The organism is Bacillus sp. S3, assembly GCF_005154805.1.
Lineage (GTDB): Bacteria > Bacillota > Bacilli > Bacillales > Cytobacillaceae > Neobacillus.
This window is the reverse complement of sequence record NZ_CP039728.1, coordinates 150,426-176,354: the sequence shown is the minus strand read 5'-3', so window position 1 is coordinate 176,354 and position 25,929 is coordinate 150,426. Positions and strand designations below refer to the sequence as shown.

The 25,929-nt window shown below is 37.5% G+C and carries 29 protein-coding genes; 28 read left to right on the top strand and 1 reads right to left on the bottom strand.

Annotated features, from left to right (window positions below; translation table 11 throughout):
- The first annotated feature begins 68 nt into the window (after window positions 1-68).
- The 27 genes from FAY30_RS26770 (at window position 69) to FAY30_RS26640 (ending at window position 25,127) form a co-directional block, all read left to right on the top strand.
- Window positions 69-647 carry a YesL family protein gene (locus FAY30_RS26770; RefSeq protein ID WP_190284965.1) on the top strand — a complete coding sequence of 193 codons (579 nt, stop codon included), beginning with the start codon at window positions 69-71 and terminating at the stop codon, window positions 645-647.
- Window positions 648-758: 111 nt separating this feature from the next.
- Window positions 759-1,643 (top strand): amidohydrolase family protein, encoded by an 885-nt coding sequence (locus FAY30_RS26765; protein WP_149873026.1) that lies wholly within the window; start codon window positions 759-761, stop codon window positions 1,641-1,643.
- Complete coding sequence (locus tag FAY30_RS26760) at window positions 1,627-1,953, top strand: UxaA family hydrolase (RefSeq protein ID WP_149873025.1); 327 nt, start codon at window positions 1,627-1,629, stop codon at window positions 1,951-1,953. Before FAY30_RS26765 ends, FAY30_RS26760 begins: the two co-directional genes overlap by 17 nt.
- Complete coding sequence (locus FAY30_RS26755) at window positions 1,950-3,110, top strand: UxaA family hydrolase (RefSeq protein WP_149873024.1); 1,161 nt, start codon at window positions 1,950-1,952, stop codon at window positions 3,108-3,110. The genes FAY30_RS26760 and FAY30_RS26755 overlap by 4 nt, the downstream gene beginning before the upstream one ends.
- A 25-nt stretch (window positions 3,111-3,135) precedes the next feature.
- Complete coding sequence (locus tag FAY30_RS26750) at window positions 3,136-3,951, top strand: SDR family NAD(P)-dependent oxidoreductase (RefSeq protein WP_149873023.1); 816 nt, start codon at window positions 3,136-3,138, stop codon at window positions 3,949-3,951.
- Entirely contained in the window at window positions 3,948-4,721 is a 774-nt protein-coding gene (locus FAY30_RS26745) for an SDR family NAD(P)-dependent oxidoreductase (protein WP_149873022.1), read from the top strand. The genes FAY30_RS26750 and FAY30_RS26745 overlap by 4 nt, the downstream gene beginning before the upstream one ends.
- Window positions 4,722-4,735: 14 nt before the next feature.
- Window positions 4,736-5,644 (top strand): fumarylacetoacetate hydrolase family protein, encoded by a 909-nt coding sequence (locus tag FAY30_RS26740; protein WP_149873021.1) that lies wholly within the window; start codon window positions 4,736-4,738, stop codon window positions 5,642-5,644.
- Window positions 5,637-6,062: an RbsD/FucU family protein gene (locus tag FAY30_RS26735; RefSeq protein WP_149873020.1), complete on the top strand. Its 426-nt coding sequence runs from the start codon at window positions 5,637-5,639 to the stop codon at window positions 6,060-6,062. Before FAY30_RS26740 ends, FAY30_RS26735 begins: the two co-directional genes overlap by 8 nt.
- 17 nt (window positions 6,063-6,079) lie before the next feature.
- Window positions 6,080-8,416, top strand: a complete 2,337-nt coding sequence (locus FAY30_RS26730; protein WP_190284964.1) for a glycoside hydrolase family 95 protein — start codon at window positions 6,080-6,082, stop codon at window positions 8,414-8,416.
- Window positions 8,417-8,432: 16 nt separating this feature from the next.
- Window positions 8,433-9,878, top strand: coding sequence for a PTS transporter subunit EIIC (locus tag FAY30_RS26725; protein ID WP_149873018.1), 1,446 nt, complete (start codon window positions 8,433-8,435; stop codon window positions 9,876-9,878).
- Window positions 9,879-9,922: 44 nt separating this feature from the next.
- Window positions 9,923-10,417 carry a PTS sugar transporter subunit IIA gene (locus FAY30_RS26720; RefSeq protein ID WP_149873017.1) on the top strand — a complete coding sequence of 165 codons (495 nt, stop codon included), beginning with the start codon at window positions 9,923-9,925 and terminating at the stop codon, window positions 10,415-10,417.
- Window positions 10,418-10,704: 287 nt separating this feature from the next.
- The gene (locus tag FAY30_RS26715) at window positions 10,705-11,421 is read left to right on the top strand and encodes a (Fe-S)-binding protein (RefSeq protein ID WP_149873016.1); all 717 of its coding nucleotides are present in this window, start codon (window positions 10,705-10,707) and stop codon (window positions 11,419-11,421) included.
- Window positions 11,422-11,456: 35 nt separating this feature from the next.
- Window positions 11,457-12,887 (top strand): LutB/LldF family L-lactate oxidation iron-sulfur protein, encoded by a 1,431-nt coding sequence (locus FAY30_RS26710; RefSeq protein WP_149873015.1) that lies wholly within the window; start codon window positions 11,457-11,459, stop codon window positions 12,885-12,887.
- A complete protein-coding gene (locus FAY30_RS26705; RefSeq protein WP_149873014.1) occupies window positions 12,884-13,600 on the top strand; it encodes a LutC/YkgG family protein in 717 nt (238 codons plus the stop codon). Before FAY30_RS26710 ends, FAY30_RS26705 begins: the two co-directional genes overlap by 4 nt.
- Window positions 13,601-13,646: 46 nt before the next feature.
- Window positions 13,647-15,392, top strand: coding sequence for a glycoside hydrolase family 35 protein (locus FAY30_RS26700; RefSeq protein WP_149873013.1), 1,746 nt, complete (start codon window positions 13,647-13,649; stop codon window positions 15,390-15,392).
- A 139-nt stretch (window positions 15,393-15,531) separates the two neighbouring features.
- Window positions 15,532-16,386 (top strand): sugar phosphate isomerase/epimerase family protein, encoded by an 855-nt coding sequence (locus tag FAY30_RS26695; protein WP_149873012.1) that lies wholly within the window; start codon window positions 15,532-15,534, stop codon window positions 16,384-16,386.
- A 51-nt stretch (window positions 16,387-16,437) separates the two neighbouring features.
- On the top strand, window positions 16,438-17,517 hold the full coding sequence (locus FAY30_RS26690) for a Gfo/Idh/MocA family protein (RefSeq protein WP_149873011.1): 1,080 nt from the start codon (window positions 16,438-16,440) through the stop codon (window positions 17,515-17,517).
- A 44-nt stretch (window positions 17,518-17,561) separates the two neighbouring features.
- Window positions 17,562-18,440: a sugar phosphate isomerase/epimerase family protein gene (locus FAY30_RS26685; protein WP_149873010.1), complete on the top strand. Its 879-nt coding sequence runs from the start codon at window positions 17,562-17,564 to the stop codon at window positions 18,438-18,440.
- Between the two features lie 403 nt (window positions 18,441-18,843).
- A complete protein-coding gene (locus tag FAY30_RS28150) occupies window positions 18,844-19,104 on the top strand; it encodes a beta/alpha barrel domain-containing protein (protein ID WP_149873083.1) in 261 nt (86 codons plus the stop codon).
- Between the two features lie 28 nt (window positions 19,105-19,132).
- On the top strand, window positions 19,133-19,444 hold the full coding sequence (locus tag FAY30_RS27920) for a bifunctional 4-hydroxy-2-oxoglutarate aldolase/2-dehydro-3-deoxy-phosphogluconate aldolase (RefSeq protein ID WP_190284963.1): 312 nt from the start codon (window positions 19,133-19,135) through the stop codon (window positions 19,442-19,444).
- Entirely contained in the window at window positions 19,440-19,646 is a 207-nt protein-coding gene (locus FAY30_RS26670) for a CoA transferase (protein WP_149873082.1), read from the top strand. Before FAY30_RS27920 ends, FAY30_RS26670 begins: the two co-directional genes overlap by 5 nt.
- 370 nt (window positions 19,647-20,016) lie before the next feature.
- A complete protein-coding gene (locus FAY30_RS26665) occupies window positions 20,017-20,907 on the top strand; it encodes a DUF3800 domain-containing protein (protein ID WP_149873008.1) in 891 nt (296 codons plus the stop codon).
- A gap of 46 nt (window positions 20,908-20,953) precedes the next feature.
- Window positions 20,954-22,084 carry a phospholipase D-like domain-containing protein gene (locus tag FAY30_RS26660; RefSeq protein WP_149873007.1) on the top strand — a complete coding sequence of 377 codons (1,131 nt, stop codon included), beginning with the start codon at window positions 20,954-20,956 and terminating at the stop codon, window positions 22,082-22,084.
- A 50-nt stretch (window positions 22,085-22,134) separates the two neighbouring features.
- Window positions 22,135-22,434 carry a hypothetical protein gene (locus tag FAY30_RS26655; protein ID WP_149873006.1) on the top strand — a complete coding sequence of 100 codons (300 nt, stop codon included), beginning with the start codon at window positions 22,135-22,137 and terminating at the stop codon, window positions 22,432-22,434.
- Between the two features lie 228 nt (window positions 22,435-22,662).
- On the top strand, window positions 22,663-23,556 hold the full coding sequence (locus FAY30_RS26650) for a hypothetical protein (RefSeq protein WP_149873005.1): 894 nt from the start codon (window positions 22,663-22,665) through the stop codon (window positions 23,554-23,556).
- A 125-nt stretch (window positions 23,557-23,681) separates the two neighbouring features.
- Window positions 23,682-24,791 (top strand): tyrosine recombinase XerS, encoded by a 1,110-nt coding sequence (xerS, locus tag FAY30_RS26645; RefSeq protein ID WP_149873004.1) that lies wholly within the window; start codon window positions 23,682-23,684, stop codon window positions 24,789-24,791.
- 30 nt (window positions 24,792-24,821) lie between these two features.
- Window positions 24,822-25,127: a DUF3895 domain-containing protein gene (locus tag FAY30_RS26640; protein ID WP_149873003.1), complete on the top strand. Its 306-nt coding sequence runs from the start codon at window positions 24,822-24,824 to the stop codon at window positions 25,125-25,127.
- Window positions 25,128-25,175: 48 nt separating this feature from the next.
- On the opposite strand, the gene FAY30_RS27430 is transcribed toward FAY30_RS26640, so the two are convergent.
- Window positions 25,176-25,346, bottom strand: coding sequence for a hypothetical protein (locus FAY30_RS27430; RefSeq protein ID WP_190284962.1), 171 nt, complete (start codon window positions 25,344-25,346; stop codon window positions 25,176-25,178).
- 253 nt (window positions 25,347-25,599) lie between these two features.
- Between FAY30_RS27430 and FAY30_RS26635 the strand changes: the two genes are divergently transcribed.
- Window positions 25,600-25,929, top strand: a complete 330-nt coding sequence (locus FAY30_RS26635) for a YolD-like family protein (RefSeq protein ID WP_149873002.1) — start codon at window positions 25,600-25,602, stop codon at window positions 25,927-25,929.

The window sequence follows — 25,929 nt, the reverse complement described above, 5'->3', positions numbered from 1 at the left end:
TGGGGGTGGTGGAGATTTTTAGTTTAGATAGCCGCTTGTATCAAATTTGCTTGTGGATGTATAACTTCATGTATTTAAATATCCTATTTATTCTAAGCTGTATTCCGATTATTACAATTTTCCCTGCCATCGCTGCACTTTTTGGAGTAGTAAGAAAGTGGAAAATAACGAAAGAAGTAGCGGTATTTTCTCAGTATAAAGAAATGTTCATTGAAAATTGGAAGCAAAGTTATTTAGTCGGGATTGTTTACACGGTAATCGGAGTATTATTAATCTTTGATTTACTATTTTTACAACAAATGAATATACCTTACAAAAAGGTCATTCATGTTGCGGTCCTATTTGTTAGTTTTCTAGTTGGTTTATCCTTTTTAAGTATTTATCCACTGATGGTTAATATGATCACAACCTTTAAACAATTGTGTATGAACAGTCTTAAAGTAGGTATTTACAAAATTCATTTATCGATTTTTTGTATGGTCATTCTTAGCGCATGGACCATTCTATCATTACGTTTTACCTTTTTCTTTTTCTTTTTCTTTTTCAGTGTTTCTGCTTATTTGATTTACTGGATTGCGGATCTTAAATTTAGACATTTAATACCAAAGAATGAATCGGCGAATCAATTAAATAATAAGTCTGCATAGAAAAAAACAGATGGGATTCCATCTGTTTTCTCTATGTATCTCTATCCTAATTGCTAAATATATTGACAATTCGCAAATGATTTGTTAATTTAATGTTATCGATAACATCAAATTAACACGCAAGGAGGGATCGGTATTAAAATCATTGATTCTCACCAACATTTTTGGAAGCTGGAGCGAGGAGATTACGATTGGTTGACTGAAGATATGGGCATCCTTTATCGAAACTATTTTCCAGAGGATTTAAAGCCAACGTTAGAAGAATTTTCTGTTTCTGGAACGATCCTTGTGCAAGCGGCACCTACATATGAGGAGACGCTTTATCTCTTATCGTTATATGAAAAGTATGAGTGGATTTATGGTGTAGTGGGCTGGTTAGATTTATCATCATCTACCTTTCCAGAACAATTAGACTTTTTAATGCAAAAGCAAGGAATTGTTGGCTTACGCCCAATGTTACAGGATATCGAAAGAGACGATTGGATTTTACAGGAGCAAGTTATAGAGAATTTGAAGCTGCTTATTTCAAATGAACTGTCCCTAGATTTATTAATTACCGAAAGGCATATACCTTATATTGTGGCCTTACTTGAGAGGCTTCCAGATTTACGCGTTGTCATTGATCATATTGCGAAACCGGAAATATCGAAAGATGGGTTTGAGAAGTGGCAAGCAGATATGACTAAGCTGGCAAAATTCCCTGCAGCTTACTGTAAATTATCTGGTTTTATGACGCTGGCAGATTCTTGGGAAGCTGGTGATTTTACACCTTATATTCACCATGTGGTTCAAGCATTCGGTTCTTCCAGAGTGATGTTTGGCAGTGATTGGCCGGTTAGTTTATTGGGAGGAAGTTATCAGAAGGCAATACAGATTGTTACCGATAACTTACCAAGTATGTTAAGCGGCACAGAAAAAGAGCAAATTTTTTCGACGAATGCGGAATCATTTTATTTGCAAAAGGAAAGGTGTGAAAAATATGAAACTCGCAAATGAACAAGATCTAACAAGTATTGTCATGTCCGAATCTGATAATGTAGCTACACTTTTAAAAGAAATAGTGGCTGGTGAAAGCTTACAATATATGATTAACGGTAAAAAGGAAGCGTTAACAGCCAAACAGGCCATCCCGTTTGGACATAAAATTGCCATCAAACCGATACAGCCAACTGAACATGTTGTGAAATATGGACAGGTGATTGGGGCAGCTACTGTAGAAATTTCCCCTGGAGAACATGTACATGTTCACAATATCGAGGGAATTCGAGGCAGAGGAGATAAAAAGAAAGGGGATCACCATTCATGAACACGATAAAAGGGTATCGGCGGGCAAACGGGAAAATGGGAATCCGTAACCATCTATTAATTATTCCAACGGTTGTTTGTGCGAACCATGTAGCAAATCGAATCCAGCAATCTGTGCCAGAATCAGTAGCGATTCCACATCAGCATGGCTGCAGTCAGATCGGAGAAGACAAGGAACGTACATTCAACATTCTTGCGGGAACAGGAAAAAATCCCAATGTCGGTGCGGTTCTTTTGGTTAGTTTAGGCTGTGAAGTAATCAATGCAAAAGAGTTGCAAGAGGAAATTAGAAAAACAGGAAAGCCGGTAGAATGGATTGATATTCAAGATACAGGCGGCACGGTTAAAGCGATTCAACAAGGCATTGAAATAGCGAAGCAATTATCTAACGAGATTCAAAAAATCCCGCAGGTCGATGTACCGTTATCTGAATTAATTCTTGGGGTAAAATGCGGCGGTTCTGATGCAACTTCTGGATTATGCAGCAACCCTGCATTAGGAAAAGCATCAGACGGTCTACTAAGTCAAGGCGGCACCATTGTAATGGGAGAAACAACGGAGATTATCGGGGCGGAACATATTGTCGCTGAAACTGCGATCAATGAAGAAGTTGCCAATAAACTGTATGCCTGTGTAGATCGGTTTGAAAAAGAAGTAGAACGAATTGGGGCAGATATGCGCGGGGGAAATCCTAGCCCAGGTAATATCGAAGGCGGCTTGTCCACAATCGAGGAAAAATCTCTTGGCTGTATCAGTAAAGCAGGGACGGCTCCATTAAAAGATGTCTTAGAGTTTGCTGAAGAAATTCCAGGCAACGGCTATTACTTCATGGATTCTCCAGGTAATGATATTGAGTGTGTATCCGGTATGGCTGCAGCAGGTGTTCATATGGTCTGCTTTACAACGGGACGGGGGACACCAACAGGAAATCCGATTATTCCCGTTATCAAAATTACCGGGAATGAACATACGGCTGTCAAAATGAACGATAACATTGATATTGATACGAGCGCGGTGATGAAAGGAAAAGAAACAATCGAGGAAGCTGGCAATCGTATTCTAGAAACAGTTATAAAAGCTGCACAGGGTGAACTGGTAAAAGCTGAGATTTTAGGTCATCAAGAATTTAGTATCAGCAGAATCAGTATCAGCCTCTAAACATACATAAGGGAGGTTTATTAATATGGGTAAATTTAGTAATCGAACGGCGCTTGTCACGGGCGGAAGCCGGGGAATCGGAGCAGCCATTGTTATGAGGCTGGCAGAAGAAGGCGCAAATGTGGCAATCAACTATACGTCACCTCGTTCATTCGAAAAAGCCACTGCTTTAAAAGAAAAAGTAGAAGAACAGTTTTCTATAAAAGCAATGGTTGTGAAAGCAAATGTTGGGATTAAGGATGAAGTTGACCAAATGATCGACGAAGTAGAAAAAGAGTTAGGACAGGTGGAAATCCTAGTGAATAATGCGGGGATTGCTCCATTCGAACCGTTTTTAAGTGTTTCAGAAAAAACATGGGATGAAACCTATCAGACCAATGTAAAGTCAATTTTTTTAACCACACAAAGGGTTGCACCTAATATGATCAAAAATAGATATGGAAAAATCATAAATATTACATCAACGGCAAGTGTTCTTGTGACGAGCCCAGTGATTCCACATTATATATCATCAAAGGCAGCAGCTAGTCATTTAACAAAAGCGCTGGCAATTGAACTAGGCAAATACAATATTAATGTCAACGCAGTTGGACCAAGCACCGTTGCAACAGATATGTGCGAAGAATATCTTGAAGATCCGCAAATTCTTGCAAAAGAAATTGAAGCCAATCCAATGAAGAGACTGGGTACAGAAAAACAAATTGGGGATGCGGTTGTATTTTTATCCTCTGAAGAAGCAATGCAAATAAATGGGCATCTTTTAATGGTAGATGGCGGATTAACCGTTAAAGCAGCACAGCCTGAGGATCATATGGATCATGATATGGAGGTAACAGTATGAGACTGCTTGACAAAATAGCTGTTATTACTGGCGGGGGCAGCGGAATTGGCAAGGCAACAGCTGAACTTTTCGCAAAAGAGGGAGCTTTCGTCATCATTACAGATATTCATCAAGAAAATGGACAAGGAACTGTATCTGAAATTGAACAACAAGGCGGAAAAGCAGCGTTTTATGAAGTCGATGTAGCAAACCCTGAAGCGGTTGAATCTGCTATCGGGCAAATTATCGAAACATACAAAAGAATAGATATTTTATTTAACAATGCAGGGATCAGCAATGTGGGAAGAGTGGATGAAGTAGAGCCAGATGTTTGGGATCGAATCATGAGTGTGAACGTAAAGGGCGTTTATTTGCCTTCTAAATATACACTTCCTTATATGATGGAGCAAAAGTCTGGAGTCGTTATTAATATGTCATCATGCGCGGCGGAAATGGGGCTGGCAAAACGAGCTGCTTATTCTGCAACGAAAGGGGCAGTACTTGCTTTAACAAAAGCCATGCAAGTGGATTATGCTCCATATAACATTCGGGTTAATGCCCTGCTGCCGGGCACAATTTTATCCCCATTTGTGGAGAACTATTTAAAAACTTCTTACGATGACCCTGAAGTGGCAATCGCAGGAATTAAGAAGAGACAATTAAGCGGAGAGTTAGGAAGACCTGAAGACGTGGCGAAAGCTGCACTCTTTCTCGCTTCAGATGAGTCTTCCTTCATGATGGGATCTCCACTTTATATTGATGGCGGCGTTGTTTTTGGAAAAAATGCATAAAAGGAGAATGGAAAATGAAATTAGCTACTTTTATAAAGAATGAGAATGAAAAATTAGCAGTTAAATTGGACAATCAATTGATCGATATCGAAGAAACAGCAAAGAAAGCGGAATGGAATGAAGTGATCACAGATGTCATGCAGGTCATTCAGTTTGATTCATCCCAATTACAGGATTTTGAGAAAAAGGTGAAAGAGGCAGCAGCAAATGGCAATGCCGTTGTAATCGATGAAGAGGATCTTGAATGGGGAGCATGTGTAACGCGCCCGCACAAAATCATTTGTGTCGGTTTAAACTATCGCAAACATGCCGATGAAACAAACGCGCCATATCCGGAAGTTCCGATTCTGTTTAATAAGTTTGATAATACTTTAACTGGGCATCAAAGCGAAATTGTCGTCCCGTCTGTAACGAATGAATTGGACTATGAGGTGGAATTAGGAATCGTCATCAGTAAAAAGACAAAAAACGTTTCTCAAGAAAATGCGCTTTCACATGTGTTTGGTTATTGTACGGTGAATGATTTATCTGCAAGAGATCTGCAAATGAGAACTCATCAATGGCTGCTTGGTAAAACATGTGATGATTTTAGTCCGGCAGGTCCTTACTTAGTGACAGCGGATGAAGTGGGGGATCCTAACAATCTAAGTTTAAAAACATATGTGAATGATGAATTAAGACAAGACTCTAACACATCTGACATGATCTTTTCATGCGCAGAGATTGTCAGCTATATTTCTCATCACATGACGCTCGTGCCAGGCGATCTTATTTTAACAGGTACACCTGAGGGAGTCGTATTTGGTCTGCCTGCTGACCAACGTGTTTATATTCAGCCAGGAGATGTGATTACGGTTGAAATTGAAAAGTTAGGAAAGCTGACAAATAAATTTGTAGAAGAAAAGGCACTGGTCCATGCTTAAAGGAATTCCACCCATAATTTCTCCTGACCTAATAAAGGTCTTGATGGAGATGGGGCACGGTGATGAAATTGTACTTGCAGACGGAAATTTTCCGGCTGCAAGTCATACTAGCAGTTTAATAAATGGTCATGGTCATGGCGTTGCAGCGTTCTTGGCAGCCATATTAAAATTATTTCCGCTTGATACATACGTTACATATCCAGTCATGCTGATGGATACAGTTGAAGGCGATGAAAAAAACCCGGCAATCTGGAAGGATTACGAAGATATCGTAAACAAAATGAGCGATTTTCCTGTCAAAATGGAAAAGCTTGAAAGAATGGATTTTTACGAACGAAGTAAGACTGCCTATGCCATCATTGCTACGAGTGAACGAGCGCCATATGCGAATATTATTTTGAAAAAAGGTGTGCTTTAATTAAAGGGGTTATGAAGTTGAAAAAATTGTTCTATAACAAGCCTGCATCAGATTGGAATGAGGCCTTGCCGATTGGTAACGGTTTCCTCGGTGCCATGATATTTGGACAAGTAAATAAAGAGAGAATTCAATTAAATGAGGATTCCCTTTGGTCCGGTGGATTTATGGATCGAACCAATCCAGACAGCTTGACATACGTAAACGAGGTTCGTGAATTATTATTTAAAGGCCAAATTAGAGAAGCAGAAAAACTTGCCTCTCAATCTATGTTTGCTAAGCACCCGCATATGCGGCACTATCAAACGATGGGTGATGTTTGGATCGAATTTTTTAATAATAGCTATTTGGAAGAAGCTGTAACGGACGAATCGGGTTTGTTAAGATTCGTTAAACATGAAGTAGAAATTGAGAATTATCAAAGAGAATTGAATTTAGAAGAAGCTACAATCGATGTTTCCTATCAGAGTAATGGAAATCATTACGAACGAAAGGCTTTTGCTTCCTATCCCAACCAGGTTGTCGTGTATCACCTAAAATCGAAACAAAATAAGAAGTTGAATTTTGAAATCAGCATGACGAGAAAAGATCTAAGATCAGGTAGAGGCGCTTCGTACCTTGATGAACTGGAGGCTTTTGATCATCAATTTATCAGAATGCATGGACACCAGGGCTCGACGAAAAATGGACTTGATTTTTGTACAGTATTGAAAGTGGAGACTTCAGATGGAACGATAAAACAAATGGGAAGTCATATCGTTGTTGAAAATGCAAGTGAAGCTTGTATTTATATAACGGGGAGAACCAGTTATCGAAACAGTGATCCATATGTGTGGTGTATGGAAACGTTAGACAACGCTTCTAGTAAAGGGTATAAAAAATTATTAGCTGAACATGTAGAAGATTATCAGCATGATTTTAATAAAGTTTTATTACAGTTTGAAAGGGATTACACTTTAGATCATATACCTACAAATGAAAGGCTAGATCGATTGAAAAAAGGTGAAAAAGATCTCGGTTTGATCGAATTGTATGCTGACTTTGGAAGATATTTGCTTATATCTTCTAGTAAGAAAGGAAGTCTACCGGCAAATTTACAGGGGATTTGGAATCAGGATTTTGAACCGGCTTGGGGATCAAAATATACCATTAATATTAATATTCAAATGAATTATTGGATGGCAGAGAGGACCGGTCTATCTGATTATCATCTTCCACTATTTGAGCATTTAAAGAAAATTAGCGAAAAGGGATCAAAAGTGGCTAGGGAAATGTATGGAGCCAGAGGGTTTGTCTGTCACCATAATACAGATATTTGGGGAGATGCTGCACCTCAAGACAGTCATATCCCAGCTACGATTTGGCCGATGGGTGGAGCTTGGCTGTGCCTGCATGTGTGGGAGCATTATCAGTATACGAAAGATCAAGATTTCCTCAATGAATACTATCCTATTGTCCGGGATTCAGTCTTATTTTTCGTTGACTATCTGGTAAAGGATATGAATGGTGAATGGGTAACAGGGCCATCTGTATCCCCGGAAAATATTTATATGAATAGGAATGGCCGTACGGGAACCTTATGTATGGGTCCCTCCATGGATACACAAATTGTAAGGGAACTATTCCAGGACTATTTAATGATAGTAAAAGAGCTTAATATTCAGGACGACGAAATCGAAAGCCAAGTGAAGGAAAAGTTATTAGGCTTACCAGAAATAAAAATAGGAAAACATGGTCAAATCCAAGAGTGGAGTGAAGATTATGATGAAATTGAACCAGGTCACCGTCATATCTCTCAACTATTTGCTTTGTACCCTGGAAACCAAATTAACGTAAGAAATACTCCTGATCTTGCTGAAGCTTCCAAGTTGACGTTGAAAAGAAGGCTTGAAAATGGCGGTGGACACACTGGATGGAGTAAAGCTTGGATTCTTAACTTCTGGGCAAGATTAGAAGAACCTGAGGAAGCTTGGAAAAATCTCAATGAACTCTTAATGAATTCTACATTAGATAATTTATTCGATAACCACCCGCCATTCCAAATTGATGGAAATTTTGGCGGATCGACAGGCATTTTTGAGTTATTAATGCAAAATTATAATGGAACTATTTATATTTTGCCAGCTTTACCAGAAGAAATGAGTACAGGAAGTGTTCAAGGGCTTCGTACTAAAGAAGGTGCAGTCATTGATATCTTTTGGGAAAATATGAAAATAAAAAAGGTGGAAATTTTCGGATTTCAAGAAGGTAACATCAATATCTGTATTCCAGCAAGAGTTACTTTAGACCATAAAGAAATAACTAAAAATATTGCGATAAATAAAGATCAAAGACAAACATTAGAATTTTACTTCTAAGATTGGGGGTTTTAAGATGAAATATGAAAAATTAGCAAATAACATTATTGAAAACATTGGTGGGGAAGAGAATATCGAAAGCCTGTATCATTGTGCAACCCGCCTAAGATTTAAACTGAAAGATGAAGAAAAACTGAATACGGAAAAAATGAATGATACCGAGGGTGTTGTTACTACGGTTAAAGGCGGAGGACAAGTTCAAGTCGTTATTGGACAGCACGTAGGGGATGTATACAAGCTAATAATGGAAGTAACAAATTTGGATTCGAAAAAGCCAATCGCTGAAAATTTGGATAGTGAAAAGAAAAATGGTTTATTTAATCAATTTATTGACGTCATTTCAGGTGTATTTACTCCGGTCTTAGGCATCTTAACCGCAACAGGTGTCATTAAAGGTTTATTAGCATTGATTAACACCTTTCATTGGTTATCTCCCGATTCAGGTACTTATCAGCTTCTATCAATTGTTGGAGACTGTTTCTTTTATGCTTTCCCTATTTTCTTAGGCTATAGCGCCATGAAAAAGTTTGGAGGGACACCATTTATCGGAATGGCGATAGGAGCAGCACTTATTCATCCAAGCCTTTCAGGTATAACCACTGGTGAGCCTTTGTATACTTTATTTGCTGGGACGCCATTTGAATCGCCCATTTATCTTGAGTTCTTTGGAATACCGGTTATACTTGTAAGCTACATATCTTCTGTTATACCTGTCATTTTGTCATCATATTTTGCAGCGAAATTTGAAAAATATTTAGATAACCGTATTTCTAGTTTAGTAAAAGCATTTGCTGTACCAATGATTGTTTTGCTCGTCATTATCCCTTTAACTTTCCTAGTCATTGGACCAATTGCTACATGGTTAAGCCAGCTTCTCGGTTTAGCAGCTACAGGTTTATACAATCTAAATTCGACGATCTTTGGATTCCTCTATGGAGCGTTGATACAAGTCTGTGTTATGTTTGGTCTGCATTGGGGCTTTGTCGCTATTTCTATTAACAATATGAGTGTATTAGGATTTGATCCTGTTACCATCTTAGGGTTAACTGCTGGATTTGGACAAGCTGGTGCAGTTCTAATGGCAATTAAACAAAGTAAAAGCAAAAATATAAAAGCTGTTGGTATTCCGGCATTTATTTCTTCTTTATTTGGAATTACCGAGCCTGCGATTTATGGAATCACCTTAAAATTAAAACGTCCATTTATCATCGGATGTATTTCTACTGGAATTGGCGGAGCAATCATGGGATTTGCCGAAGCTAAACAATATGCGTACGGAGCAAATGGTATTTTTGGTTTCTTGAATGTGATCAATCCAGAAACAGGTATGGATCCTTCCGTTTATATGACAATAATCGCTTGTTTAGTTAGTTTTATTCTATCAATTGTCCTCATGCATTTCTTTGGATTAAAGAAAGGTAGCGTAGAGAGTGTAAAAGAAAATATGAAAAAAGTAAGTTAGTAAATGCGTGATTTAAATCCATTAACTGCTGAAAGGAAACACAAATGTTTAATAAACTTTTTAAGAATAAAAATGTAGAATCAAAAACATCTATTTATGCCCCTGTTGATGGGGAAGTAATCCCATTAGAGGAAGTACCCGATCCTGTATTTTCAGGAAAATTAATGGGCGATGGCATTGCAATAAAACCAGCAAACGGAAAGGTCGTTTCACCCGTACAGGGAGAAATTATCCAAGTATTCCCTACAAAGCATGCCATTGGGGTTCGTACTAAGAATGGTGTGGAAATTTTATTGCACATTGGATTGGAAACCGTTAATTTGAAAGGTGAAGGCTTTACCGTCTTTGTCAAGGAAGGCGACCTCGTCAATGTAGGTGACAAGATTTTAGACTTTAATAAAGAAATAATCGAGGAAAAAGCAAGTAGCACGATTACACCTATTATTATTATGAACTCTGATAAAATTAGTGACATTCAATATTCTACGAAAAATGACGTCACTGCAGGTAAAGATGAAATTCTAGTGATTGAGAAATAATATTTAATTAATAATCCATTAGATTTAAGGAGAAGTGAAAACAGTATTTCTCCTTTTTCTTCAAGAATAAAATGGCTACCTTAACTTACCTCAAAGGGAAAAAGGGTCAGTCAACCGCTACGTTAAAATGGCGGGGGTCTGACCCAATGTCAAGAGTGTAATAGAATGGACCGTGAAAAATTATTGAGTCCGAAAGATTAACTAGGATCCAATCCAATTAGTATGGATTGGATTTTTTTGAACAATCAAAACTGAGATTAGTTTAAGTTTAAGGGAGTGGGGAAAAAGTGAAAGTTAGTCTTTTTGCTACTTGTTTAGTAGATATGTTTCAAGGTGATGTAGGCAAAGCAACAGTGGAAGTACTAGAAAGACTCGGATGTGAAATTGATTTTCCAGAATCACAAATTTGCTGCGGTCAGCCTTCCTATAACAGTGGGTACGTAAAAGAATCAAAAGAAGCAATGAAAAGTATGATTACCACCTTTGAATATGCGGAATATGTTGTTTCTCCAGCTGGTTCCTGTGCCTATATGTTTAAAGAATACCCCCATATCTTTAAAGGCGATCCTGTATGGGAGCCTAAGGCAAAAGCACTTGCGGATAAAACCTATGAATTCACTGAATTTATCGTTGATGTGTTAAAAGTGGAAGATGTGGGTGCAAAATTAGAAGGTAAAGCAACTTTCCACACCTCTTGTCATATGACAAGATTACTCGGAGTCAAACAAGCACCAATGCGCCTTTTAAGTCATGTAAAGGGGTTAAAATTCACCGAGCTACCAGGTAAAGAGAGATGCTGCGGATTCGGAGGCACCTTCTCCGTTAAAATGGGGAATATCTCAGAGCAAATGGTCGAAGAAAAGGTTTGTACAGTTGAAGAGACCAGGGCAGATATATTAATTGGAGCAGATGCTGGATGCTTAATGAATATAGGCGGCCGTATTGCCCGAAAAGACATGCCGGTTAAAGTCATGCATATTGCAGAGGTCCTTAACAGCCGGTAAAAATAGATTACAGTATTAAAAAGGGGGATGACCCAATGTCGATGAAAATAAGCGAAGAGAAGTTTACTGACCGCGTTGATAAAGGACTGCACGATTCCTTCATGCGGGGAGCTGTTTCGAGTGCCCAAGGGCGATTTCAATCACGTCGTTTGGGGGCTGCAGAAGAGTTAGGGAACTGGGAGGATTGGCGCTCACACGGGGAAGAAATCCGCCAGCATGTACTAGAAAACCTAGACTATTATTTATATCAGCTAAGTGAGAATGTCTCAAAACGAGGAGGACATGTCTTCTTTGCGCAAACGGCTGAAGAAGCAACGGAGTATATTAAGACTGTCGCTGAAAAGAAAAATGCTAAAAAGATCGTAAAATCAAAGTCGATGGTGACGGAAGAGATCCATTTAAATGCAGGTCTTGAGCAATTAGGTTGTCAGGTGATTGAAACAGACCTCGGGGAATACATTTTGCAAGTGGATGACCATGAGCCGCCTTCTCACATAGTTGTTCCTGCGCTGCACAAAAATAAGGAGCAAATCCGCGATGTTTTTAAAGAAAAGCATGGATATCAACAGACAGAAAAACCAGAAGAGCTCGCATTACATGCGCGTGAAAAACTGCGGCAAGAATATTTGACGGCAGATATCGGAATCACAGGGTGTAATTTTGCCATTGCTGACACCGGCTCGATCACCCTCGTGACAAACGAAGGAAATGCCGATTTGGTATGCGCCCTGCCGAAAACACAAATCACAGTCATGGGTATGGAAAGACTGGTTCCGTCCTTTGAAGAGATGGAAGTCCTTGTTAGCCTGTTAACGAGAAGTGCTGTAGGGCAAAAGCTGACAAGCTATATCACCACATTAACTGGCCCAAAAGAGGACGGCGATGTCGACGGACCTGATGAGTTTCACCTCGTCATTGTCGATAATGGCAGATCGGACATTCTTGGCGGAGAATTCCAATCGATTCTCCAATGCATCCGCTGTGCAGCTTGTGTGAATGTCTGTCCTGTTTATCGGCATGTTGGCGGACATTCATACGGTTCCATCTATTCTGGTCCTGTCGGTGCAGTTCTTTCCCCATTACTTGGCGGTTATGAGGATTATAAAGAGTTACCATATGCCTCGACATTATGCGGGGCATGTACAGAGGCATGCCCAGTGAAGATCCCGCTTCATCAGCTTCTTCATAAACATCGCCAAGTCATTGTGGAAAAAGAAGGACGTGCACCGATATCTGAAAAGCTTTTAATGAAGGCATTCGGTTTTGGTACCTCGTCCCCTGCTTTATATAAATTCGGTTCAAAACTAGCGGCACCGGTTATGTCACCATTAACAAAGGATGAAAAAATCTCAAAAGGTCCAGGACCTTTAAAAGCATGGACAGAATCAAGGGATTTCCCTGCTCCAAATAAAGAGAGATTCCGTGATTGGTTTAAAAATCGACCGCAAGGAGGGAAAGAATCATGAGCGGAATGATCCAGAATCGCGATGTTTTTTTTGATAAAATCGCCAATCGACTAGGACGAGAACCAAAAAAGTCATTGGAAAAACCAAATTGGAACTATCATCCTCAAGATGAGGTGTTAAAAAACGCCACACAAGATGAGCTGGTGGAAGTGTTAAAAGAACAATGCAAAAATATTCATACTGATTTTGTATTAACTACTACTGAAAAGCTTTCTGAGTCAGTAAAAGAAGTTGTTCATCAATTTGGCGGCGGTTCAGTCATTACTTGGAAAGACGAGCGCTTTTCACAATATGGCCTCACAAAGCTAATGGAAAAAGAATGGCCGAAAGAAGGAATCGAACTTCATATTTGGGACCATACAAAAGGTGAGGAAAATATCGCTAAGGCCGAGGCTGCAAATGTTGGAATTACGATCAGTGAAGTAACCCTGGCAGAATCAGGCACAGCAGTTCTTTTTAGCAGTAGGGATAGGGGGAGAAGTGTCAGCTTTTTACCGGCAACTTCCATTATTATTGTTCCAAAAAGCAGCATTGTTCCCCGCATGACCCAAGCGGCACGTTTCATAAACGAAAAAGTAAAAAACGGCGAACAAATAGCCTCATGCATCAACTTCATAACTGGACCAAGCAACTCAGCAGACATCGAAATGATTCTTGTTGTCGGTGTCCATGGACCAATAAAAACTGCTTATTTAGTGGTGGAAGATATCTAAATGAATGATGGGAACTAAAAATATAAATCAATGAAGGAAGGTTTCTATGTCAGGATTAACGTATAATCATCAATCGTTTTTATTAGATGGTAAAGAAATTCAATTATTAAGCGGGGCGATGCATTATTTCCGGACCGTGCCAGAATATTGGGAAGATCGGTTACTTAAATTAAAAGAATGCGGTTTTAATACGGTTGAAACCTATGTGGCGTGGAATTTACATGAGCCGGAGGAAGGACAATTTGTTTTTGAGGGTATTGCTGACATTGAGCGCTTCATCCAAACGGCAGAAAAGGTTGGTCTTCATGTTATTGTCCGCCCTGGCCCGTACATTTGTGCCGAGTGGGAGTTTGGCGGTTTCCCTTATTGGTTATTGACGGTGCCAAATATTCAATTACGCTGCTACAATCAACCGTATTTAGAAAAAGGAGATGTGTTCTTCGATGTACTATTTAAGCGATTACAGCCTTTGCTTCGTTCTAATGGCGGTCCTATCATTGCGATTCAGGTTGAAAATGAGTACGGCAGTTTTGGAAATGATCAAAAGTATTTACGGTATATGCGGGACAGCATCCAAAAAAGGATTGGAGACGAGCTTATCTTCACTTCGGATGGTCCGGCACCGAGCATGCTTCATGGCGGGATGATTGAAGGCGTTCTGGAAACGGTCAATTTTGGTTCCCGCACAGAAAGCGCATTTGAACAATTAAAGCAGTACCAGCCAAATGCTCCACTGATGTGTATGGAGTTTTGGCATGGGTGGTTTGATCATTGGGGCGAGGAGCATCATACGCGGTCCTCTGAAAGTGTCATTGAGTCATTGGAGAGTATTTTAGAGCAAAAAGGTTCTGTTAATTTTTATATGGCGCACGGTGGGACGAATTTTGGCTTCTATAATGGGGCCAATCACAATGATGAAGTTTATGAACCGACGATTACTAGCTATGATTATGATGGCTTGTTGACAGAATCTGGGGATGTGACAGAGAAATTCTTTGCGGTGAGAAAGACGTTTGAAAAATACTTTGAGTTACCAGAAATGAAATTACCTCCTGTGACACCAAAAAAACAGTATGGTGAAGTTCATTTGGTGGAGAATGTTGCTTTACTAGATTCATTGAATCTACTCTCAATTCCACAGCAGAGCCAAACTCCCTTAACGATGGAAGAGTATGGGCAGGGTTATGGGTTTATTGTCTATGAAACGGTGATTAAAGGAGCTTACGGAAGGCAGACGATCACAGTTCAGGATGTTCATGACCGCGGGCAGATATATGTGAATGGTGAATATGCTGGTCTAGTGGAGCGGATTGGCGGCCGCTCAAGTATTGAGGTTGATATCACCGCGGCAGAAACGAAACTGCAGATTGTTGTCGAAAATATGGGACGTGTCAACTACGGTCCGTTACTTAAGGATTATAAAGGGATTACCGAAGGTGTACGAGCAGGATTCCAATTTTTATTTGATTGGACTGTGTATCCGCTGCCATTAAACGATTTGAGTTCCTTGAAGTTCACCAATGATGAACCAAAAGTAAATCATCCTTATCTTCACCGAGGTACCTTGAATATTGATGAAGTGGCAGATACGTTCATCGATATGTCTGGATGGACAAAAGGGGTTGTTTTTGTGAATGGTCATAATCTTGGCCGTTACTGGGAAATCGGTCCACAGCAAACCCTCTATGTCCCTGCCCCGTTTTTGCATAAGGGAGAAAACGAAATCGTCGTTTTAGAATTACATGACCATAAAGGAAGTATAAGATTTGTGGACCAGCCTGTGTTAGGATAATCCCTTTACACCAGCTGGAGAAATGCACGACCAGCCTATTTGATAGAATAACAGGCTGCGTCTTGATAATGAATTTACAGAAATGAAGGCACTTACGGGTCTTTAACTTTTCGGAATAAAACGATGGAGGGTAAATATAATGAAACTCGGTATTAGTTCGTACAGCTTACAAGGTGCTATCGATTCTAAGGAAATGACGATTTTAGATGTTGTTCAATGGGTTGCTGATCAAGGGGGGGAACATGTGGAGATTGTTCCGATCGGGTTTAGTTTGGCCGAGGATTTGTCATTGGTCGATGCGATCCGCCAAAAAGCGGAAGCAGCAGGGATCGAGATCTCTAATTATGCTATTGGAGCCAATTTCCTGACTGACGATTTTGAAAAAGAAGTCGAACGGGTAAAACAGGAAGTTGATATCGCTCATACCCTCGGTGTAAAACGGATGAGACATGATGTCGCATGGAAGGCGCCAAACGAAATCTCGATTCGTAATTTTGAAAAGGATCTTCCAAAAATGGTAGAAGCCTGCCAAATCATTGCTGATTATGCCGCACAGTTTGATATTGTGACCAGTGTAGAGAACCATGGTTACTATGTTCAGGCAAGTGATCGCGTTCAGCGTTTGGTCCATATGGTCGATAGGGAAAATTTTAAGACTACATTAGATACAGGCAATTTCCTTTGTGTTGACGAGGACCCAGTAGCGGCTGTTAAGAAAAATATATCGTACGCATCCATGGTTCATGTGAAGGATTTTTACCAAAGATCTTCAGCGCTTGGTCTGGGAGAGGGCTGGTTCCCATCAAGCTCAGGCAAGTACTTAAGAGGTGCCATTACGGGGCATGGGGATATCAATTTGCCAGAAGTCTTAAAGGTTATTAAACAATCAGGCTATGACGGCTATATTTCTATTGAATTTGAAGGACTAGAAGAATGTAAAAGAGCCGCAAAAATTAGTTTGGAAAATGTAAGAGGAATTTGGGAAGCCGTTTAGTCAGAAGCATGTATCACCTTATATGAGACTTAGATCGAGGAGGATGAAAATATGGGTAAATTAAAAGTTGGTGTTATCGGGGCCGGTTCCATTTCAGATATGCACTTTCAGTCTTATGCTAACAATGAAATGACCGAAATCTATGCTGTCTGTGATCTGAATCAGCAGCGGGCTGAGGAAAAGAAGAATCAATATCATGCTGAAGTAGTTTATACGAGCTATGAAGATTTGTTAAAGGACCCTCAAATTGATGCTGTAAGTATTTGTACATGGAATAATTCTCACGCGGAAATTTCGATTGCTGCTTTACATGCAGGCAAGCATGTGTTGGTTGAAAAACCATTATGTAAAACAGTGGAGGAAGCTTTAAGGGTAGAAGAAGCAGTTAAGAAGAGCGGCAAAATCCTGCAGGTAGGTTTTGTCCGCCGATTTGGGACGAATACAAATGTTTTGAAGTCTTTTATTGATTCCGGTGATCTTGGCGACATTTATTATGCAAAGGCTTCAATTTTAAGGCGGTTAGGAAACCCTGGCGGCTGGTTTGCTGACAAGGAAAGATCTGGCGGCGGACCTCTGATCGATATCGGTGTTCATATCATTGATTTATGCTGGTATTTAATGGGGAAACCAAAAGTGAAATCTATAAGTGGAAATACCTATTCGAAACTTGGAAATCGCTCGAACATTAAAAATCTTTCTTTTTATCAAGCAGCGGATTATGACCCTAATATTAATAAAGTAGAAGACCTAGCAAATGCCCTCATTCGTTTTGAAAATGGCGCTTCCTTAATGATTGATGTCAGCTTTACCCTTCACCTTAAAAAGGATGAAACATCGGTTAAAATCTTTGGCGATAAAGGCGGAGCAGAGATCGAACCGGAACTTGTCATCGTAACAGAAAAAAATAACACGATTTTAAATGCCCAGCCGCAAATTGATTCCTTGTCCTTTGATGGCAGTCGAGCTTTCCAAAATGAAATTAACCATTTCGCTGCCTGCTGTCAGGGTGAAGAAGAAACCATCAGTCCGGTCGAAGATGGAGTGGAATTGATGAAAATTTTATGCGGTATCTATGAATCCAGTGAAACAGGTAAGGAAATCACCTTTGAACGCTCGAATGTGAACATTTAATGGGTCTAGACGATAAGAAAAAATTGGATTGAGGTGAATGGATAGTGAAGTTAGCAAACAAAATTGGAATTATTGTTGATAGTCTTCGGCTGCCAGTACGTGAAGGTCTAAAGCTGGCAAAGGGGATGGGCGCTGACGGCGTCCAAATATATGCTGTAAATGGAGAAATGGCTCCTGAAAATTTAACTTCTGCAGCAAGGAAAGAATTAAAAGATTACATCTCTTCATTAGGGTTAGAAATATCAGCACTTTGCGGCGACCTCGGGGGACACGGATTTCAAGATAGAGAAATGAATCCGCAAAAAATTGAGAAATCAAAGAGAATCCTAGATTTAGCCGTTGACTTAGGAACCAATATTGTTACTACCCATATTGGGATAGTTCCTGAAGATCCTGCCACTCACGTATATGAGTCGTTGCAAAAGGCTTGTGAAGAATTAGGCGTATATGCAAAAAGTTTGGATGCTTATTTTGCGATTGAAACAGGTCCGGAAACTTCCTTAAGGCTGAAGACATTTTTGGATACTCTGAGCACGAATGGTGTTTCCGTCAATTTTGATCCAGCGAATATGGTTATGGTAACAGGTGATGATCCTGTAGAAGGCGTTAAGCTTTTGAAGGATTACATCGTTCATACGCATGTGAAGGACGGCGTCAGGTATAAACCGATAGATCCGCGTGATGTTTATGGCGCACTCGGCTACGGCGGCGGAGTGGACCATGAACAAATTGCCAAGATGGTCACCGAAGGGGAGTATTTCCGCGAGCTTCCATTAGGTGAGGGAAAGGTAGACTTCCCAAGCTATTTCGCTGCCCTTCAGGGGATAGATTATCAAGGTTACTTAACGATTGAAAGAGAAGTAGGGACGAACCCCATTCATGATATTCGTGAGGCGATAACCTATCTTCGGAGATTTAAATAAGCAGGAAAAAAACTAAAAGAGAGTTTGCCGATATTAAAGGAGGACACTGAAAAGGTCCTCCTAATTCATTTTATAGTATTTTTCGTAACTACAAAAATAAAGCTTAGTAATACTAAATTTTATATTACCGAAATATTTTTTGAACCTGCATCTGTATTTTTTTATAAGGGGGAAAATCATGTCGGTTTTTAATGAATTACGTTTCTTCTATCTGCCTTATAGGAAGGATTTCATCTGGTCAACCTTTTTCTTGATGATCATGGTTAGAATTATAATTTGTAATACCTAAAAAAGCCATACATTACATAGTTTTAAAAAAAGAAAAAGCTTTTAGAGTAAAATCTAATTGATTAGATCAGGTGGTTAGTAATATGGGAACTTTTGAGTTTATTAAGAATAATAGATTGATTGCAGTGTAAGAGGAGCCCACGCAGACAATGTTTTTAAATTTAGTCAGGCATTAGAAAAAGGAGGCGTTCGAATCCTTGAATTTACAACGGAAACACCAACTGGTATTGATGCAATACGAACGATAACAGAGACGGCCAACAATGAGATATTGGTTGGTGCTGGAACAGTATTAAATGCTGAGATTGCACGATCTGTTATTTTTATTGGAGCCAAATTTGTTGTTTCTCCAGTTGTAAACGTTGATATTATATAAAATATGTAACCGATATGGGATATTATCCGTGATTGGTGTCTTAACACCTACTGAAATTTTAACAGATTATGAAAACGGTGCGGATGTGGTTAATCTTTTTCCTGCCAACTCCTTTGGACCAGGATATTTAAAAGATCTGAAAGGACCTCTGCCTCAAATTCCTATTATTTCAACTGGCGTAATTAATGTAGAGAATGTGAAGGAATACTTAGAGGCAAGCGGCATAGCTGTTGGGTTGGGAAGTTCATTGGTGAATACTTCAAAATTGGTTGAGGATAAGGACTATGAACAACTAACAGAGAGAGCATTGAGTTTTAGTAAGGCTATAGAAAACTATTAAAAAGGGGAGGACTTCAATTGCTAATCGAAATCAAAAAAGTCTGGTACTGGATTTACGATCGGATGAAGGTAAAGAGATCATTTACCAACTTGTAAAAGAAGCTGATGTAATTGTTGAAAATTTCCGCCCAGGAGCAATGGATCGATTTGGGTTAGGATATGAAAAATTAAAAGAAATTAATCCGAAAATTGTCTACTCTTAAATTACAATATTATTAATTGCCTAGACTTTTGTGTCGCTCAAAAAAAATGATAACAAGAAAATTATACCAATAAATTCATTCTTATCAACTATTCGTATAATATAAATTTTACGAATAGTTATTGTTGATAGAATAAATGTTTGGTATAATAAAAAGGACTAGAAGAATTTTCTAGTCCTTAAACTTTTTTAACTGACATTTTAAGAGCTTTTTAAATAATAATCGGATTAATTTTCATCGTATCTAGATACGAGTACTCTTTTAATCCTAAATTATTTTAACCGTATCTTGATACGGGGCTATAACTTACTATAAATATACAATTTAATTTTTCTATTGTCAATAAACACACTATCTAGGAGGAAAAAATATGTCTTTATCCCCACCCTTAAAAACCGAACTAATGAATATCTTTTTTGATGAAAGTGGTCAGGATTCTGACCGACCTTCTACTATGGGTGGATTGTTAATTCCTAAATCAGTTTATATCACTACAAAAATGCAAGAACTTAATAAAAAGTTAGAATCCGGCAAGATAAAATTACACTGGACTGAATATAGCGGCCATTCAGAACTAAGAGAAAACATAAAAGAAGCCATTTATGTTTTTTCAGAAATAGCAAGATTTACAAGGATGAATGTAATCAATTATAACCGGTCTACCCTTGATTGGAGATACAAACTATCTGGTGATCCAGCGAGCGGGAAATTGGACAAAAGAGAAAAACAAAAGCACCTAAACTTTGCCACATTAATGGTTTATACCAAAATACCCGAGCGTATTTTTTATGGTCTTCTAAGGCATTTTGGTAAAGATATATACATAAAAACAGAAATTTTCATTGAAAAAGAAGGTAAGTATGAAAAATATGACTTAGAAAAAAGATTACAAGAAAATCTTAATACTCAATCCCTATATCGATCTGAACAATTTTGGGTTACCAGTTGTGAAATGGTCACTAAAGGAAATATGATTGGAGTAGAATTAGTTGATTTATTACTAGGCATTATCCGATTAATAATTAATAATAAACCATTACCACCAGGTTTAACGATGGAAGAATATGCAGAACAGAAAATTAAGGGTCTTTATATGAAGACTCAGTTGGTAATTGAATTATTAAAACTCCCCTCTTTTTATGCGTTTATAAGTAATATTAAATATTATGAATGGGACAGTCATAAAGAATTGTCTGAGGTATCATTTAAAGATTATTTAGACCTGTTCATGGCTAATCATTTCAGAGAGTTTACTTCATAAATACTGAAAAATAAAAATACAACTTGCAATTTAAAATGGAGGTACTATGAAAAAAATTATTCCGAACATTACTGGAGACGTGGTTCTCTCCTACCAAGAAAATGGGTTTCAAGAGGTCATTGATAATTTTAACAATGCAAAGTTTATCAACATTGTCACTTATAACATTAATACCTATGAACCTAGTACTGAATTATTGAAAGAACTAAGAAAAGTAAATAAATCAACACCTATTACCTTAATTCTAAATATACCTGCACGCAGAGAAGATTATATAAATAAAAGTACAGGTAAAATTGACACTACAACTGTAAATAATGCAGCTACAAAAATTAAATACACTTTACAAGTCTTAGAACGGCAGAAATTTGGAGATTTAAATGTTTATTTTAATTTTGATAATCATGCGAAGTTAGTGATGACAGATCAAATCGCCTACATCGGGTCGCAAAATTTTTCTGATGCCAGTCAAGGTAAGTTTGAATTAGGCTTTATTGTAAGAGAAAAAGCCGCAATTCAAAAGTTAAAAAGAACTATATTTGATGGAATTAAATCAAATTCTATTCTTTATGCTACATCAGAGTATGCTGTTGTAATGGAGGATTTAGCTGAGATTTTAAGAAGTTCTTTAAAAGACATTAGAACTGATATATTTACTTGGGTTGGAGATCCTCCTTATACACCGGAAATTGAGATTTTAGACATTAATAATGCCTATTTTAATAGGGAAAAATGGGAAAATTTCAAAGACATCCATTCTCGATTCGAAGAAATTGTTGAAAAGCTAATTAGCGGATATCCCCAAGAGTTTAACAAAGAAGATGCAAATAAGGAGCTAGAAACATTAGATACATTTGTTTCCTCGTTTGCCCAAGAACTTGACCAACTCGCTAATTTCATTACAAATATTGAAGAATCCATGATGTGGAGTAAATTTCGTGAGTTAGACCTAGGAGATAACTTAGATGAAGCTTTAGAAGGTGCTGCTGATTATGTAATGTATAAAAAACAATTAAAGTTTGATCGAATCGAGGAAAAAGGTTCAGACTTACTCAAAACCTTCGATGCTATAGAAACTTGTATTAATAAAATTGAATCTCTAATAGATGATATTAAAGATTCAATGATTAACAAAACTGTTTTGGAAAACATTCACTTAATTAAAAATTATAAGTAAAAATCGTTATCGTGTTAGATTTAATTAAAAAATAATAAAAAGGTGATTTTATGAGTCTTCATTGGCAGTTTGCAAGTAACGATCCTGTAGCAAGGAAAGAAGATAAAGTCTTTCGTTTGCATGAAAACTATTTAAAAGTGTCAAAAAATAGTGAAGAGGAATACCAGGTTTTTAGTCTACAGATTAGAAAGGTAGACCAAATAACATTCAAAGATTTAGGGTATCACTTTTACGCTGGTGGTTCCAAGTGGAAGCATAGCAAAAGTGTGGATGGCCAATGTTGGGATGATATAAAAAATATCATTAATAGGACTGAAGAAATACTTAAGGTTTTGGGTTTCATTTATTAAATTCCTGGAGGATTAATATGTGTAAAATAGCGAATCAGAAGCGCATTGGCAAAAAGGATAACCGGTAGCAATAACATGTGCCTAGCTTACAACTGGCCCAAGGTTACTGAGCCTAGTGAATGTTCGTGGATTATTTCGCTCTCATGGTGGGTTAGAAATGAGAATAACACTTTCTATTACGTACATCATAATAAAATGAAAAAACAAAAATTCTAGGAGAATAACATTGTGAATAACGAACAAGCTCAATCTAAAGATGAAAATTCTGATTCGCAACAAAAAGATACTAAATTTGACGTCTCGGAATTTAAGGTATTATTTCTATTGTTAGCTCCAATATCGTTAGGATTCGGTTTATTGGGGGTAAAGATCTTTGGATTTTCATTCGATGATTTAGGCACTTATGGGGATTTTATTGGCGGTGGTACTATACCATTCCTTACAATAGCTAGTATTCTGTATGTTGTAGAAACTATTAAATTACAAAAAAAGCAGCTTATCATACAAGAAAAAGAAATAAATGACACAAAAAAGACTTTAGAAGAGCAGAATAAAACCGCTCGCATGCAAAGATTTGAAAATACTTTTTTTATATTCCTAGAACAATTGAACACCATACTTAAAGATTTCAATGAAGTCGATGGGTTTCATTTAAATAGTCCAAATGAATTCTTTAAAATCCTGCAAAATAAATACAAATACATAAAAGATAAACTTTACCAAGATTATGAAATACATCGACTTAATGAAAATAACCGAGAAGCATATTTTCAAAAATATGGAGAATGGTTAGAAGAAGCATATTTAAAATTACCAATAGACAATTCTTATCATAATTATTCGTTTCATGTTGAAAAATTGTTGCAATTGATTTTAAAATATCGTTCAGAAATGGATGAATGGGAAATTGATTTTTATCTTGAGTTAGTTCTTAACAAAATCGGTCCTAATGGTACAAATATGTTACTGTATGCAGCAGTGCTAAAGCTTGGAATTGATCTAGAAGTGGTTAAAGATATAGGATTAATTAATTATACACCCCCTCCTACTTTGGATAGCCGAAGAGATTATGATTTCTTTCAATTTGTGATACAAACCGAATTCAATATTTCAGATTCTTAAACGGAGCAAATAATGTCCTAATTTCAATACCTACATTTTAAAGATTGATTAAAATTCGTAAAAATTGTATTATACGAATAATACGAACGTATGTTCTGATTATTTAAATTTTTGGAGGTGTAAGCATGGCAATTTCTAAACAGCATGAACATTACGAGAAAAAACTAGAAATCTTGCTAAAAGAAATGCCTTCTTATGTAGTGGATTATGTTGATGCTAAACAAGACATCCGCTCCCCTATTACTTTGTTTAATTATGTTAGAGATTTTCGCGACTTCCTCAATTGGTTAATTGCAGAGAATATCGCTCCCTGTTCAGAAATTAAAGATATTCCAACTAACGTATTGGCCACTCTTAGTTTAGTAGAAGCTCGAAATTATTTTAAGTTTATATCTCGAAAGAAATACAAAGTATCCAAAGCTGACGATGAGACAAAACAAATAGATGTAAGGACCGTAAATCGGCAAAAGTCCTCCCTTCGCTCTCTATTTAAGTACTTAACGATAGAGGCTGAGAACGAGAATAATGAGCCTTATTTTCATAGAAATGTTATGCAAAAAATCGAGGTTACCAAAGTAACAGAAACCTTTAATGAACGGGCTAAAAAGATAACCGATAAAATTTTTATTGGTGATAAAGATCTTGAATTCCTGGACTATATAAAGAATGAATATGAGTCTTCTCTCTCCCATGTCGAGCTGAGATACTTTAAACGGGATAAGGAGAGAAATATTAGTATCCTCTCCCTCTTTTTAGGTACTGGAATCCGGGTAAATGAATTATCTAACTTACGTATAAAGGACATTGATTTTACCTCCAGAGAGATTAGCGTGATACGAAAAGGAAATAAAAAGGATACGGTATCTGTTACCCCTTCAGCAATAGATGACCTTCAATTATATCTTTCTGTTAGAAATGAGAGGTATAAAGCTGGGAATGGTGAAAATGAGTTTGTCTATGTCAAATTATATAAAAATGAACCTAAGCCATTAACCAATCGAGCGATTGAAGAAATCGTCTATAAATACACTAAGTCTTTTGATAAAAGAATGTCTCCTCACAAATTGAGACATACCTATGCTACAAACCTTGCAGAGCAAACTAATGGTGATATTCCACTAATCATGGACCAACTTGGACATACTTCTTCAGATATTTCTTTGCTTTACATTAATACAACAAGAGAAAAAGCGAGATTAGCTGCAGAAGCATTAGATAAGCGTAGAGAAAAATGACTTTAACAGTCTGAATCCTGGAGGAACCATATGAATCAAATTTCATTTGACGATCTATTTGCTGAAGTCAAAAAAGAAACAATTGATACACCAACCCTAACTCCCCTGCAGCATGAAGTTATGGACTTAATTCAATCAGGGAAAACCAGTGCTTTAGAAATTTGCGAAAAGTTGATAGAATCAGGCAAATTGTCTAATGAACGGTATACAACTAATAAGCCCAAAGCATATGGAAAAGTATGCTCCATTTTAGAAAGCTTCGTCGTAGATGGTACTTTGAAGTTTATAGAAGATAAGGATAAGAAAGACCGAACTTACGAGAAAGTAACAATATGATGATTATCTTTAAGGAGGATGGCGTTTCGTCATCCTCCATTTCTACATTTAGTTTAGAAAATAACCGAATGCAAGGATTGCTATGATAATAGTTTGTATGGTTATTATTGTCTTCGGTTTCAATTTATTGATTAGCCATTTTCCTAACGCTGGGAAGAGCTTTGGAAAAGTAAAGTTTACGATAGCAACCAATAAATTAATAATAGCAAGTTTCAACATATGCGTTCCTCCTTTTCTGATTATTATTAAAATAGACTAATTCTCTGAATCTCTATGTCATCTTAGACAAAAAAGATTGTTTTAATTCCATCTCAGAGGGGCTACCATGTTTAAGGTAGGCCCTCTGGGGATCCTTTTCTTGTTGACACAACTTCTCTGGAATTGAAAATGCTCTTTTTTACAGGGCATTTTTTTTATTTAATTGTATATAGAACGTAAGTTCGTATGTAATAATTAAAAAGGAGTTGGAACTATGATTCGTGATCGAGGGAAAATCAAATTTACAGCATTCATGATGCCGGAACATGTTCATTTACTAAAAGAAACCATTTTCGAAGAAAAGAAAATACAAAAACCACTACTGGATGAGCAGGCTATCGAAGAATTTGAACTTATTGTTTGCGAAGCAATGGCTTTAAATAATCAAATAAATATTGAAGTCTTTAATAATGGATTTATAAATGCGATTAAAGGAAAAGTACACTTCATTGATCACTTAAAAAGACAACTGATTCTTCAAGATGAAAAAGGATTTTCTCATTATATCCCCTTTAATAATTTAGTTAATATCATCAAAGAGTGA

What these genes read in the sequence shown, in the direction of transcription:
- FAY30_RS26770 (WP_190284965.1), top strand. Translation starts at nt 69, where the DNA reads ATGTATTTAAATATCCTATTTATTCTAAGCTGTATTCCGATTATTACA.
- FAY30_RS26760 (WP_149873025.1), top strand. Translation starts at nt 1,627, where the DNA reads ATGAAACTCGCAAATGAACAAGATCTAACAAGTATTGTCATGTCCGAA.
- FAY30_RS26755 (WP_149873024.1), top strand. Translation starts at nt 1,950, where the DNA reads ATGAACACGATAAAAGGGTATCGGCGGGCAAACGGGAAAATGGGAATC.
- FAY30_RS26750 (WP_149873023.1), top strand. Translation starts at nt 3,136, where the DNA reads ATGGGTAAATTTAGTAATCGAACGGCGCTTGTCACGGGCGGAAGCCGG.
- FAY30_RS26745 (WP_149873022.1), top strand. Translation starts at nt 3,948, where the DNA reads ATGAGACTGCTTGACAAAATAGCTGTTATTACTGGCGGGGGCAGCGGA.
- FAY30_RS26740 (WP_149873021.1), top strand. Translation starts at nt 4,736, where the DNA reads ATGAAATTAGCTACTTTTATAAAGAATGAGAATGAAAAATTAGCAGTT.
- FAY30_RS26735 (WP_149873020.1), top strand. Translation starts at nt 5,637, where the DNA reads ATGCTTAAAGGAATTCCACCCATAATTTCTCCTGACCTAATAAAGGTC.
- FAY30_RS26725 (WP_149873018.1), top strand. Translation starts at nt 8,433, where the DNA reads ATGAAATATGAAAAATTAGCAAATAACATTATTGAAAACATTGGTGGG.
- FAY30_RS26720 (WP_149873017.1), top strand. Translation starts at nt 9,923, where the DNA reads ATGTTTAATAAACTTTTTAAGAATAAAAATGTAGAATCAAAAACATCT.
- FAY30_RS26710 (WP_149873015.1), top strand. Translation starts at nt 11,457, where the DNA reads ATGTCGATGAAAATAAGCGAAGAGAAGTTTACTGACCGCGTTGATAAA.
- FAY30_RS26705 (WP_149873014.1), top strand. Translation starts at nt 12,884, where the DNA reads ATGAGCGGAATGATCCAGAATCGCGATGTTTTTTTTGATAAAATCGCC.
- FAY30_RS26700 (WP_149873013.1), top strand. Translation starts at nt 13,647, where the DNA reads ATGTCAGGATTAACGTATAATCATCAATCGTTTTTATTAGATGGTAAA.
- FAY30_RS26695 (WP_149873012.1), top strand. Translation starts at nt 15,532, where the DNA reads ATGAAACTCGGTATTAGTTCGTACAGCTTACAAGGTGCTATCGATTCT.
- FAY30_RS26690 (WP_149873011.1), top strand. Translation starts at nt 16,438, where the DNA reads ATGGGTAAATTAAAAGTTGGTGTTATCGGGGCCGGTTCCATTTCAGAT.
- FAY30_RS26665 (WP_149873008.1), top strand. Translation starts at nt 20,017, where the DNA reads ATGTCTTTATCCCCACCCTTAAAAACCGAACTAATGAATATCTTTTTT.
- FAY30_RS26660 (WP_149873007.1), top strand. Translation starts at nt 20,954, where the DNA reads ATGAAAAAAATTATTCCGAACATTACTGGAGACGTGGTTCTCTCCTAC.
- FAY30_RS26655 (WP_149873006.1), top strand. Translation starts at nt 22,135, where the DNA reads ATGAGTCTTCATTGGCAGTTTGCAAGTAACGATCCTGTAGCAAGGAAA.
- xerS (WP_149873004.1), top strand. Translation starts at nt 23,682, where the DNA reads ATGGCAATTTCTAAACAGCATGAACATTACGAGAAAAAACTAGAAATC.
- FAY30_RS26640 (WP_149873003.1), top strand. Translation starts at nt 24,822, where the DNA reads ATGAATCAAATTTCATTTGACGATCTATTTGCTGAAGTCAAAAAAGAA.
- FAY30_RS27430 (WP_190284962.1), bottom strand. Translation starts at nt 25,346, where the DNA reads ATGTTGAAACTTGCTATTATTAATTTATTGGTTGCTATCGTAAACTTT.
- FAY30_RS26635 (WP_149873002.1), top strand. Translation starts at nt 25,600, where the DNA reads ATGATTCGTGATCGAGGGAAAATCAAATTTACAGCATTCATGATGCCG.